The organism is uncultured Photobacterium sp. (genome assembly GCF_947502415.1).
GTDB lineage: Bacteria > Pseudomonadota > Gammaproteobacteria > Enterobacterales > Vibrionaceae > Photobacterium.
Genome location: NZ_CANMZV010000002.1, coordinates 119,097 through 131,498, shown reverse-complemented (window position 1 = coordinate 131,498; position 12,402 = coordinate 119,097). Strand labels below are relative to the sequence as shown.

The 12,402-nt window shown below is 43.7% G+C and carries 10 protein-coding genes and 1 pseudogene; 8 read left to right on the top strand and 3 right to left on the bottom strand.

Going from position 1 to position 12,402, the window contains the following annotated elements; translation table 11 throughout:
• Positions 1-59 precede the first annotated feature (59 nt).
• The 3 genes and pseudogenes from nth to Q0852_RS03030 all read left to right on the top strand — a co-directional run.
• Positions 60-701 carry an endonuclease III gene (gene nth, locus Q0852_RS03040; RefSeq protein ID WP_299013633.1) on the top strand — a complete coding sequence of 214 codons (642 nt, stop codon included), beginning with the start codon at positions 60-62 and terminating at the stop codon, positions 699-701.
• A 684-nt stretch (positions 702-1,385) separates the two neighbouring features.
• Positions 1,386-3,830, top strand: a complete 2,445-nt coding sequence (locus Q0852_RS03035; RefSeq protein ID WP_299013632.1) for a C25 family cysteine peptidase — start codon at positions 1,386-1,388, stop codon at positions 3,828-3,830.
• Between the two features lie 480 nt (positions 3,831-4,310).
• A pseudogene (locus tag Q0852_RS03030) lies at positions 4,311-4,424 on the top strand (lactoylglutathione lyase); the annotation flags it as partial.
• Positions 4,425-4,499: 75 nt separating this feature from the next.
• Here Q0852_RS03030 and Q0852_RS03025 read toward each other — a convergent pair.
• The gene (locus tag Q0852_RS03025; RefSeq protein ID WP_299013630.1) at positions 4,500-4,832 is read right to left on the bottom strand and encodes a hypothetical protein; all 333 of its coding nucleotides are present in this window, start codon (positions 4,830-4,832) and stop codon (positions 4,500-4,502) included.
• A gap of 166 nt (positions 4,833-4,998) precedes the next feature.
• On the opposite strand from Q0852_RS03025, the gene Q0852_RS03020 reads away from it, so the two are divergent.
• A complete protein-coding gene (locus Q0852_RS03020) occupies positions 4,999-5,610 on the top strand; it encodes a superoxide dismutase (RefSeq protein ID WP_299013627.1) in 612 nt (203 codons plus the stop codon).
• 22 nt (positions 5,611-5,632) lie between these two features.
• Positions 5,633-6,076 carry a DUF2753 family protein gene (locus tag Q0852_RS03015; protein WP_299013625.1) on the top strand — a complete coding sequence of 148 codons (444 nt, stop codon included), beginning with the start codon at positions 5,633-5,635 and terminating at the stop codon, positions 6,074-6,076.
• A 40-nt stretch (positions 6,077-6,116) separates the two neighbouring features.
• Here the strand turns inward: Q0852_RS03015 and Q0852_RS03010 are convergent, their stop codons facing one another.
• Entirely contained in the window at positions 6,117-6,428 is a 312-nt protein-coding gene (locus Q0852_RS03010; protein ID WP_299013622.1) for a hypothetical protein, read from the bottom strand.
• A gap of 81 nt (positions 6,429-6,509) precedes the next feature.
• The gene (locus Q0852_RS03005) at positions 6,510-7,355 is read right to left on the bottom strand and encodes an OmpA family protein (RefSeq protein ID WP_299014295.1); all 846 of its coding nucleotides are present in this window, start codon (positions 7,353-7,355) and stop codon (positions 6,510-6,512) included.
• Between the two features lie 263 nt (positions 7,356-7,618).
• On the opposite strand from Q0852_RS03005, the gene rnt reads away from it, so the two are divergent.
• From rnt to Q0852_RS02990, 3 genes are all read left to right on the top strand, one after another.
• On the top strand, positions 7,619-8,284 hold the full coding sequence (rnt, locus tag Q0852_RS03000; RefSeq protein ID WP_299013620.1) for a ribonuclease T: 666 nt from the start codon (positions 7,619-7,621) through the stop codon (positions 8,282-8,284).
• Between the two features lie 424 nt (positions 8,285-8,708).
• Positions 8,709-9,938, top strand: coding sequence for a porin (locus Q0852_RS02995; protein ID WP_299013619.1), 1,230 nt, complete (start codon positions 8,709-8,711; stop codon positions 9,936-9,938).
• Between the two features lie 55 nt (positions 9,939-9,993).
• Positions 9,994-12,396: a lipase gene (locus Q0852_RS02990; RefSeq protein WP_299013618.1), complete on the top strand. Its 2,403-nt coding sequence runs from the start codon at positions 9,994-9,996 to the stop codon at positions 12,394-12,396.
• The last annotated feature ends 6 nt before the right edge of the window (positions 12,397-12,402 follow it).

The window sequence follows — 12,402 nt, the reverse complement described above, 5'->3', positions numbered from 1 at the left end:
TTAAGTAAGCAAGGACGATCAAATACTTATGCTGATTGGTATGAGATTAGGAAGCAATAATGAACAATGAGAAACGCGTTCAGATCCTTGAACGCCTTCGGGCTGAAAACCCTCACCCTGAAACAGAGCTAAACTGGAGTACCCCTTTCGAACTGCTCATTGCGGTGCTGCTTTCTGCACAGGCAACCGATGTAAGTGTCAATAAAGCTACTGATAAACTGTATCCAATTGCCAATACACCACAAGCAATGCATAACCTGGGTGTTGATGGCATAAAAGAATATATCAAGACTATCGGCCTGTTTAACTCCAAGGCAGAAAACGTCATCAAAACCTGCAAAATCCTGCTCGAGAAACACAGCGGTGAAGTACCTGAAAGCCGCGAGGCTCTTGAAGCCCTACCTGGTGTTGGCCGTAAAACGGCAAATGTTGTTCTTAATACCGCTTTCGGATGGCCGACCATTGCTGTCGACACCCATATTTTCCGCGTATCCAACCGTACTAAATTTGCTATTGGGAAGAATGTCGATCAGGTTGAACAGAAGCTACTGAAGGTCGTTCCTAAAGAATTCAAAGTAGATGTCCACCACTGGTTGATCTTGCATGGCCGTTATACCTGTATAGCCCGCAAGCCACGCTGTGGCAGCTGCATCATTGAAGACCTCTGTGAATTCAAAGACAAAGTCTATCCGGAAGAATAATTAACCTGAACTCAGGATAAGAATCTTGGGAACTAATAGCTGGTTCCGTAATCAGATCTTTCGACCAAGAAGGACTAATCACAAAGGAACCAGCTATGGACAAGTTAATGGGCTTATTTTGTCATGTCGATGATTTTTGCCAGGCCTTCATACCTCAATGGAAAAAATTACAACTAAATAGGAGTTCCTAATAGTAGATCTCTAAAGGGAAGGAACTCAGTCCAAATTATGCAACCTGATCAGTTAGCAGACTAAATCATTTCCACGCAGAGGACTGTGCAGCGCCTATTCCACGTCCGGAACGCACAAAGCGATTCAATCAACATCAGATAAATCCTTTTCCAGGCGTTTTGGGACGTTGTATTTGTAAGGCATTTGTTATCAGGCCAACCAATTTCAATAGGATTGAAATGATAACTGAATTCAGAAGCAATACCATAATTGAGCGTTATTTGCGCGCATCAACAAAGTCTCCCCGCGGGGTTTAAACAATGAACAGTACAAAAAAATAAATTTCTCTATAGATTTTACTATACATTGTCGCCTTATTAACTATGCAGATCACCATCAGCTGCTAAAAAAGCAAAAATAAACACACTGCGAAAACAATAAAGTCAATCACCTTCTTAGTTCGCTTTCCATAAGAATCTCGAAAACAGATAGAAAAATAATCAGGATAGTTTAATGCAAAAAACAATTAGGGGAGTTCTCTGCCTTTTGGCTGTGCTGTCACAGCCTATTTGGGCAGCAGAGCATGTAGATAGTAAAGTTTTCGACAAAAAAACAATTCGATTTGACGACTTGCCTCATACCATCGAGGCTCGTTCGTCAACAGCTGCGCAGCAGCCTTTTATACTAAACCGCAAAAACATAAACAGTGCCGAGTTTGAAGCCAAGCTGTCATGGCTGACAATGGGGAAAGTCACATTAGCTGACGGAAAGACCTATAACCGAATCCAACTTCCAAACGGTGGCCACCCAGCAGATCCTGGTAAACCAAATCTGACGGGTTATCAACAGATGATCCGCATTTCTGACGATGCTCAAGTTGGCGTTGTTATTGACGACATTCAGTGGTCAGACACATTCAACAACATTATTATTGATCCCGTTCAACTACCCTTCCCCGATGCCGCTACAATCGATGGCATCAGGCTTGATGAACACCTTCCTTTCGTTAAAGATGAACAAGCCTATCATCCTCTAATGGATACAGACACTGTCATGCTCAGTAAGCCAGTTCAGCTTGTTGAAACTATTCGAGTCAGAGGCAAGAGTTACGCCATTGTCTCGTATCAGCCAATTGAATTTAACCCAGTAACGGAATCCGTCCGGTTCGCAAAAAAAGTGCGTTTTCACCTGAATTCAGTTGTACCGAACATCAACACGCCAAAAACGATAGTCACCGATGCGCTGCAACCTGAACATTCTGACTCAGGTTCAATCTTTGATGTTCGCTCGGAGCCAAGCAGTGTAATGACAGACAATGTCTCAGCCGTTGAATCGAAAAGCAGCGCGACACTAACTCCGGCTCAAGCGGCCGATTACCTCATCATTACTGCAGACAAATTTCGGGACGAAATAGAGCCACTAGCTGTCTGGAAGCGCAAAAAAGGCTATAACGTCTATGTTGCAACGATTTCAGAAAGTGGTAGAACACAGGAGGAAATTAAAAATTACATCAGTAATGCCTACCACCACGGGCCAATGACATCGTATGTACTATTGGTCGGCGATCATGAAGATCTACCTGGCTGGAAAGTCATCGGTCATCCTGCCATTAGCAATACACATGAATGGCATACTGACTTTGACTATACCTTAGTTGATGGTGTCGACAAGTACCCGGATTTAGTCATTGGCCGCTTTGCCGCTGATAAAGAATCCCAGGTAAAAACCATGGTTAAGCGCACCCTTGATTATGAAAAAAATCCTATTATTTCTGATAGATACAGTCACATCCTTTTGGCTGGACAATTCCAAGACCGTGGTGAAAACGGCAAAGCTCCAGATAACAAAGCTGATCGCATGTTTATGGAAGATCTGCACCGCATTGCAGATTTTCTAGGGGCAGACTATGATTTTTTTCAAAGTGACGGTGACCATTTTAACAAAGGCTACCAAATCCATACCGCCCTTCAATGGGATAGTGCTACAACCAATAATCTGACTTACGGCGGCTGGAGTTACGGCTCAGGCCGCATCACCCCGCCAGCATCGGTTCCCCAGGTGTGGAAAAATCAAGGGGCAGGTGACGGCAATGATATAACAACAGCAATCAGGGACGGTGTCGGCATTGTGGTGCACCGCGATCACGGCTATGACGGCGGTGAAGGCTGGGCGGATCCCCACTTTAATTATGCAAACGTAAAATATAACCTCGTTAACGGCTTGTTTCCTGTCGTTTTAAGCCTGAACTGCGCCACCGGCTGGTTTGACGGTAAAGATCTATTTGCAGAAAGCTGGGTACGAAATCCAAACGGTGGTGCCGTGGGGTTTCTTGGAGCCGCCAGGATCAGCTACTCAGGTCCCAATGATCTTTTTCACGTTGGGTTAATGGACACATTCTGGAACGATTATGATAACACCTGGTCTAGCGCTCTTTATCCGCTTTCCTGGAAACCAGCAATGGCGATGACGCGGGCCAAACACCGGGTATTTGACCAATACGGCACCCGAGAAAATGGGAAGGGATTTATCACTGCACGCTTATTCAACTGGCTTGGCGACCCTGAATTAGAACTGCGCACCCTAGAACCCAAAAACCTGACCGTAACGCACCCAGCAAACCTCCCTCCAACCAGCAATGCCACGTTCAATATTACGGTTCAGCGTGAAGGTGCACCATTAAAAGATGCAAGAGTCGCTCTGGTTTCACAATCAGGCAAAACACATGTTGTTCTGACTGATCAAGCAGGACGTGCGAGCTTTTCATTTAAAACGGACAAAACAATGAGTGTGACGGTGACCGAGCACAACGCCATTCCTTATGAAGGAACGATTTCTGTCGCTTCACCTGTTAATCATGCTAAACCTTCATCTGGTAAAAGTGGCGGTACCTTCTCTTTCATCAGCCTTATCGGCTTGGTCGCACTATCAGTGTATCGAAGAAGAAATGCGCTATTGTAAAACCAGCGTAACAATTCAGCACCATGAAACGCATTCAGCTTTTCCTGATTTTGCTGAAGCGCGCAAATAACGTTCAATTATGGTATTGCTTCTGAACTGAGTTATCATGGCCATCCTATTGAAATTGGTTGGCCTGATACAAATGCCTTACAAAGGGACAAATGTAATGAACCATCCTACCCCATAACGTACCACGAGGCTGTGACTAGACTTTGCTGCAACACTAACAACTCTTTGCGAGTTCCTGAGTGATAGGGATTAGGTCTCTACCGAATAAGTCTTCTATAGTGGTTTGAAGCAGGATTTTCAGCTCTGGTGTGCGTTAAACCACCGATTTTCACTGTCCTGATACTGCAGGGCACAGTGTTCCAGGAGAGTTCCATCCTGAGACTCTCCTGACGCCACTTACCTCGCAAAACTCAGCCCTGGCAGAAGTGCCAGAGGTTGATCATCAAGTAAGCGATCGTTTTTAACGCGTAATACACTGGTGTCATGGGAATGAAGCTGCTATGCAAACACGACAACGAGACCTACAAATATACGCTCGCCCTCGTCAGCTACGGCGACGAATCCGAAGGTGCCATAATTGAACTAATCCAGCACCTCTAGGCATTAAGATATTAAGGTATTATTCGGCAAAGCCCATGGCTTTGCCGCCTTTGATCAAATCTATTCAACTTTGCCAAAATACTCCGTCACTGTTGCGCGGAACTCGTTGTCTTTAGTCGGATCGTTAAATTCAATCGAGTAAAAAGGCATAATACTGTCTTGAAGCTTTTCAGCAATTAGAAGCTCAAGGTTTTCAACGCTGACGGTACTGCTCACCTCGTATATATCAGCTTGGTTAAGATCCATCTCTTCTGCTTCTTGCCTGCTGATCTGCTTGGCCTCAATCTGACTAGCCAACTCACTTTCCACTCGGTAAGCATCACTTCCAACGATCGTATCATCCGCAATAACCGAACCGACACCGAACATAAGTACCACTAATATTCTCTTCATCGCCACAGCCCTTTACTTAGTTTTGTTGATATATCGTTCTCAATTTAGCCCTTTCCAGCATCCATTCAGCTCCAAAAATAAGAATTAAGAATAGTGACACAAAAAACATGGTTGATAACGAGAATAATTATCACTAACATATTGAAAAAACCAAGAGAGTACGATCATGTCATTCACATTCCCTGAGCTTCCTTACCCCTATGATGCGCTAGAGCCATACATAGACGCGAAAACCATGGAAATTCATCATGGGCGGCACCACAAAATCTACTTTGATAAATTCATGACGGCAATTGCCAATACAGAACTCGAACAACAATCATTTCACGATATTTTTGCTTCAATATCCAATCACTCTCCGGCAGTAAGAAACCATGGTGGTGGCTTCTTCAACCACAACCTTTACTGGCTCGGTATGTCACCGAACGGTGGCGGTCAACCCGGAGGCCTGCTAGCTGAAGCAATCAACTGTCATTTCGGAAATTTCGAACATTTTAAAACAGAGTTTTCCGAAGCTGCCGCGAATCACTTTGGTTCAGGTTTCATCTGGCTTTGCATCTGTGATGGCCGACTTGAGATTTCGACCACCAGCAACCAAGACAATCCTTTAATGGACATTGCAGAGCATCGCGGCGAACCCATTCTCGCTCTGGATGTCTGGGAACATGCATACTACCTCAGCTACCAGAATAAGAGGCCGGATTACATTGAAGCCTGGTGGCATGTAGTTGATTGGCCACAAATTGAATTAAATTTTCTCAATTCACTACAGTCATAACTAATAAGAAAGGAGGGGGTCCATGGATGTATCACGCTGGGAAAGACACACTTTACTCGCGGCCGAAGCTGAAAGCAGTCACAAACCAATGATGTCTGTTATTCATTACCAACTGGCTTTGGCAGAATCCCAGCAATTGGAAACCATTCATGATACGAAAGATGAGTTAGAAGATCTGCTGACGATTAAAGTGATCTCCTGCCATAACCTCGCTTCATTCTGGCGTAAACTTGGTGATAAAGATTACGAACTGAAATACCTCCAGCTAGCCTCTGAGCAAATAATGGCGATGATCCCGCAGTGTCCTAATAAGGCCTGTAGTGCCTTTGTCGATTCGCTCGGCTGCTGTAAGTCAGCCTTGGTTGAATTTCTGAAACGCCACCCGAATCCGGCAATTGCCCGCCAGCTTGTAAACATCAACACCAGTAATCAATGCGAGCTCATTGCCCGGTTCCGTCTTCAATAACTCCCAATAAAAAAAGCGAGGTACAAACCTCGCTCTTTCATCATTCAAACTTACCGTTATATTCAGTGATCATCGCCTGATAATGATCTTTGTTCCGCCGAGGAACAAAATACACCACGGAATAATAAGCGACCGATCGCTGCTCTACCTTTTCCTTGATTTGGTCATCAAGCCGCGCCATATCTTCGGTGTTATAAACCATGTAGTAAGCAGTTTTGTTCAGCCCCATCGACTTGGCCTCGGCGCGAGTCACCTTCTTAGCTACCACATGATGGGAGTCCAATGCCGCATAACCACCAAATGCAAAAACCAACACCATAGCAAACAGCACAATACTAAGAAGCTTTTTCATTGTTGAAGCACTCTTTCTTTTGAAATCTCAATTTCAATGTAGCTGTTGTGCCGGTTGTTCAGTGGTCAAAAATAAGAAATCTTAAATAATTGTTCGGCCCAGAGAAATAACAACACGGCGGTTCTTATTACGCTCAATAGGGCTATCATTATCAGCAATTGGCCGACGCTTACCGTAAGATTCAACCTGGATACGGTTTTTCGGTAACCCCATCGCCATAAAGTATTCTTCCAGCTTCTTCGCCCTACGCTCCGACAGTGCCTGATTTACATTCTTACCACCAATTGAGTCGGTATAAGTTGCCACCAGCATCAAATCGATATCATCACTGTAACGGACAAAGTCTGTAATTTGCGATAAACGGTGGCGCGAAGCTTTGTTCAGCTCATCACTGTTTTGATCATAATGCAGAACAGTAAAAGCAATGTCTTTGAAACTGTATGGCAGCAAATTATCCAAACACTGACTAAATTGCTGGTACGGCCCCTGAAAAGACACAGCAGACAGACCAATTTCAATTCGCTTATTCCGGTGCTGCCAGTCCTGGTAGCTCAGCGTTGGGTAACGTCCGCTTTCAAGCTCAGTCAGCATTGTCCACGCCATCTGACCACCGATATAGCCATCAAACTGCTTAAAGAAGGTGATCTTGGTGATAGGTTCCGCGGCATCCCCCGGCATCCAGCGAGGCGGCATAGAAACCAGGCTGACATCACGGGTCTCTCCCATCGGACGACGCATTTTCAATTCAAAATCGAGATTAATTTTCTTGCTGGCACGAGAAATAAACTGCGCTTCACCAAAATTCGGGATGGTATGGAGCATACGGCACTCCAAAGGTGTGTCTACCGCCACCTTCCAGCTAGATTGTGCTGGCGTGGCCACATATTGCTTACTCGCCACTACCGGGCTACTTGCCGTTACTGCCATCAGCAATGATGCCGACAAGCATAATGATGTTGTTATTTTGCCCATAATCTGAATTTACCAGCTCAATCATAATTGCTGACTATTGTATCGGAACCTGTAAAAAAATCTTTAACCTCAAATAGCCCCATTAATAACTCAAAAACTGTTAAATACCAGCCCTCTTCCTAAAGTAACCTGAATATCATTACGATAGGGATTATAGGTTTAGCTCCCGTAATGAATCTGACATAATGCCCCCCTTTATTTTTATTAACCGCAGTGCTATGAGCCAAGATAACGAACTAAACACACTTAAAAGTCGCTTTCGCGGCTACTTCCCTGTCGTCATTGATGTTGAAACGGCGGGTTTCAACGCCAAAACTGATGCCTTGCTAGAAATCTGCGCAGTGACTTTGCAGATGGACGATGACGGTTGGCTAAAACCGGCTTCTACCCTGCATTTCCATGTGACACCATTTGAAGGTGCAGTGATCCACAAGGAAGCACTGGAGTTTAATGGCATCCGCGACCCATTCAGCCCGCTTCGTGGTGCAGTATCCGAAGAAGCAGCACTCAAAGCGATCTATAAACAGATCCGTAAAGAACAAAAAGCTGCTGGTTGTTCCCGCGCCATCATGGTCGCCCACAATGCCAACTTTGACCACAGCTTTGTTATGGCAGCCTCTGAACGAGCCAAATTAAAGCGCAATCCTTTCCACCCTTTTGCGACCTTCGACACCGCAGCCCTGAGCGGTTTAGCGTTCGGACAAACCGTACTGGCCAAAGCCTGTCGCACGGCAGGTATCCCATTTGACAATAAAGAAGCCCACTCAGCGCTCTATGACACCGAAAGAACGGCTGAACTTTTTTGTGAGATCGTTAACAAATGGAAGAAATTAGGTGGATGGCCTGTCTTTGAACCTCAAACAGAAGAAAACGAAGAGTCTTAAAAATTAAACACCCACCTCTCATCAGACCTGCTACAAGCCCAGTCACACTGGGCTTTTAGAATCATCTTTCTAAACACATGCTATAATTAAAACGATTGTTTTAAACACTATTTAATTAAATACCATTCAATTAGACATTTCATTCAAAAACAACGTGTTACAGCAGCTTAACATTCCTTATCTGAATCCTTATACTGCTTAGCACTGTTTCATATCGTTTCAATTTGATTCTATGGAAGACTGCCAGCATCGGCATGTTTGTTTTATGTCCTACCGATATAAATCACCATGTCTGAGCAACATGCCTTGCTCTGATCGCTGTGCATAGGACCTGTGTTACTTGAAGCCTATGAAACTATTACAACAAGCTCGTTTTCCTTCACGGAACGAAGAACAAGAAGCAAATCAAAGAGGCAAAATAATAATGTCCAACAAATTAAAACTAGCCACCATCGCCGTCACAGCCGCATTAATGTCTGTTAATGCTTACGCTGCCGGCTATCAGGTAAACGAACATTCCGCGTCTGGCTTAGGTAGAGCATTTGCAGGGGAAGCCGCAGTTGCCGATAACGCATCTGTACTGGCACGCAACCCAGCCGCGATGACTCTTTTCAAAACCGCAGAGCTTTCTGGTGCCTTAACCATCATCGATCCGGACATTGATGTTGAAGACAAGAAATTCGGTCAAACAGCCAAGGATATCGCACCTTTAGCTGCTGTTCCTGGCGGTTACTATATTCATCCAATTAATGAGCACCTCGCGGCCGGGCTGGCACTGTTTTCCAGCTATGGTGTTTCAACCGACTACCCGGATGACTTTAACAATGGCACCGCAGCCGGTATGACATCTTTAATAACCTTTAATGTTAACCCGAATGTTGCTTTCAGAATTAATGACCATTTCAGTATTGGTGGCGGCGTTAGCTTGGTTTACGGCGATGCCAAACTTGAACGTCATAAAGGAACAAAATTAGCTCTTGCACTTGGTGGTAAAGCAAGTGATAAGAGCATTGAGATGGAAGGGGATACCTTTGGCTGGGGCTGGAACATTGGTGCGCTCTATGAAGTCAATGACGATCACCGTTTTGGCCTGAGTTACCGTTCACAAGTAGATCTAGATTTTGAAGGTGATTTTACTGATTCCACCGGCCGTATTACCGACGCTAATAATAATGTTGTCACCGGTAAACTCGATGTTGTATTACCGGCGATTGCTGAATTCTCCGGTTATCATGCGTTAACTAATCAGTGGGCAGTTCAGTATAGTGTGCAATGGATCCAATACAGCAAATTTGAAGAACTGCGAGCAACCAGCGATCAGTGCAATAATGGGATCTGCATGCTGAAAGATGAAGACTACGACGATAACTTCCGCTACTCAATTGGTGGAACTTACACAATCAATCCTGACTGGATGCTTCGTGCCGGTTTTGCCTTCGACGAACAAGCCGGCCGCTCAACCCTGAGTATTCCTGATACTGATCGTTACTGGTACTCAGCTGGCTTAACCTATACCTTCAGCCCGAATACCTCATTCGATTTAGCATTTACCTATCTAGACGGCAAAGAAACCACCTTCGAAGAAGATGACACCACTTTCACTTCTTCCGGAGGGGCTATTATCGGTGCCGCTCAAATCAATTACAAATTTTAACTAATTCAGCAAAACCACCTGGTTTGCATAACGATTTGAATGATAGGAATAAACTATGAAAAAGAATGTATTAGCCGTATTGATTGCATCAAGCGTTGGCTTATATGGTTGTGGTAACGAAAGCGAACTTAGCGGTAACCCATCGATTGATCCAGTGATCGAAAAAAGCTTACAAGCCAAGACCCAAATCATCTTTGATATACTCAGTGAAGAAAAGAAAGTAGATTTCCCATCTTTCTTTGGTGTTGATACTTTTGATGGAACACTAGCGTCGGATGACTTTATCTTTAAGGATGGAGAGAAAAACCCTAATTACTCTGAAAACTTTATCAAAAATCCCAAAACAGCCATGGGTAAAACCGATGGCTGGGGTATTCTTGAGCCAATTACCATTGACTTTCACGGTAGCGACCTAAAAACCGAAACCGCAAATGCCGGCTTTGTGTTAATTAAGTCATTTAATCCTCTATTAGATTCAGATACAACAAAGCCTGAAGCCTTAAGCTCTGGTAAAGATTATTTTGTAACAACATCCGGGACTAAATTAATTGTTTCTTTGTTACGCCCACTAGAACCATCAGCGAACTATATGTTTGCAATAACTAATCACCTAAAAGACGCAGATAACAATTCTGTAGGAATGAGTCAAAGTTATGCCATATTAAAAGACAAAAATAAGCCTATCTCTGAACTGCTAGATAAGCCTCAAGGGCTTGTTCACCTTACAGAAAACACCATCGCAGCAACAACTGGAGTCAACAAAGATAATATTATCTTCTCAACCTGGTTCCCTACAGCCTCTGCAGGTAACTCACTATACGCAACAAAAGCAGCAATTGCTCTTGCAACAGAGACAGCAGGAACAACAAGACTGTTCTCTTTCACAATACCCAAAGAGGAAGAAACATATAAAGAAAACCCCAAAGCGACAGACGTAGTAACCAAGTATTCCGGAACAGTCAAACTGCCATATTACCTGGGTGATAATACAGATCCTAAGCAATACCTAACCACGCCTTGGAGTAGTGCGACACCAAGTCTTCTCAAGATCTTAAATGTGCTGAAGAAGGAAGATGCAACCAGTCAACTCCTACTGACCCAACTGATGGGGCCAGAGATTGGCATTACGAATAAAGAAATAAATGCACTAAAAGAGAACCCAAAAGACAAGTCTACATTAAAGTCGGTCATCAAAAAGCTAGTAAATAAGAAACTCTATATTGACAGCGGCCACACAGTTCAGTTGGATAAAGAAAGACTGATTACTCAATACAGCCCAATACCTCAATTACGGTCCGTTGCTGATGTGCCGTATAACCTGTACATGCCAAAACCTGGTCTATGTTCAGATGATAGTAATATCCCTGTAAGTATATTTACTCATGGGTTTGGCGGTAATAAAAATAGCGCTGACAACTATGCTCAAGAAACCTTGTCAACAACCTGTCAGGCATTAATCGCCATTGACCTGCCATTACACGGTGAGCGCTGGCATGGCAACACTAAAGATCCTAAAGTTCAAATGCTAAGCTACATGAACCTAGAATCTTTACCAGTCGCAAGGGACAATATTCGTCAGTCTATTGCTGACCTCGTTAGTCTGAGAACATCACTGGGGCTTCTGTTTGGTGCCAAAGAGAAATCTAAAGGCGCTGCTAACATTATACCTATATACGGTGAACAACTCAGTAAACTATCTCTAGATACCAACGACAGTAGTAAGGGCGTTGGTTATGTCGGCGTCTCTCTAGGGGGAATTGTTGGTATTGGCTATACTGCTACCATTAATAAACCTGTCATATTTGATAAAAATACGGATAGTGTTGATATCGAAAAAGAGACAACATTATTTGGTGTAAGCCGCACCCACTTTGATGTTCCGGGAGGCGGCCTTGCATACTTCTTGTTCAATTCAGAACTTTACGGTAAGACAATCAAAACAGCATTAAAAGAAAGTGATGGTTACCAACCATTTAAAGCGAAAAAATGTAAGCAATTACCAGATCCAGTATGTGATGTACTGTTCTTTAATTCCTTCGCTATGGCAGCTCAGACAGTACTGGACACCGTAGATCCTGCTAACTTAATTAACCAAATCAAAACACCAATCTACCTGTCGGTGGCTGAAGGTGATACGGTAATACCTAATGGCCCAATTACCAATTCTGTTGTCAAGTCAATGGTAGCGGGTACTTTACCGTTAATTACAAATAGCAAGAAGACACCATTTTATATCATTGGCAAAGAAACTAACGTAAACACGAAGCAACGTAATGCTGCGCTATACAAGGATGAGTTTAGTCACCATGCAGCTATTCTAGGACAATCACCAAATGATAGTCATCCAATTGCTGACATGCAGAAAAAATCAATAACCTTCTTGAGCGAAGGTAAATTTGCATCTGATGAGCGCTTGGATTTCTTACATCCTGATATCGAAAGTCTAGTCTCAAACTAAACCAGA

Coding starts and splice junctions, on each gene's coding strand:
- Q0852_RS03015 (WP_299013625.1), top strand. CDS start 5,633: ATGGATGTATCACGCTGGGAAAGACACACTTTACTCGCGGCCGAAGCT.
- Q0852_RS03020 (WP_299013627.1), top strand. CDS start 4,999: ATGTCATTCACATTCCCTGAGCTTCCTTACCCCTATGATGCGCTAGAG.
- Q0852_RS03005 (WP_299014295.1), bottom strand. CDS start 7,355: ATGGCAGTAACGGCAAGTAGCCCGGTAGTGGCGAGTAAGCAATATGTG.
- Q0852_RS03025 (WP_299013630.1), bottom strand. CDS start 4,832: ATGAAGAGAATATTAGTGGTACTTATGTTCGGTGTCGGTTCGGTTATT.
- Q0852_RS03010 (WP_299013622.1), bottom strand. CDS start 6,428: ATGAAAAAGCTTCTTAGTATTGTGCTGTTTGCTATGGTGTTGGTTTTT.
- Q0852_RS03035 (WP_299013632.1), top strand. CDS start 1,386: ATGCAAAAAACAATTAGGGGAGTTCTCTGCCTTTTGGCTGTGCTGTCA.
- nth (WP_299013633.1), top strand. CDS start 60: ATGAACAATGAGAAACGCGTTCAGATCCTTGAACGCCTTCGGGCTGAA.
- Q0852_RS02990 (WP_299013618.1), top strand. CDS start 9,994: ATGAAAAAGAATGTATTAGCCGTATTGATTGCATCAAGCGTTGGCTTA.
- Q0852_RS02995 (WP_299013619.1), top strand. CDS start 8,709: ATGTCCAACAAATTAAAACTAGCCACCATCGCCGTCACAGCCGCATTA.
- rnt (WP_299013620.1), top strand. CDS start 7,619: ATGAGCCAAGATAACGAACTAAACACACTTAAAAGTCGCTTTCGCGGC.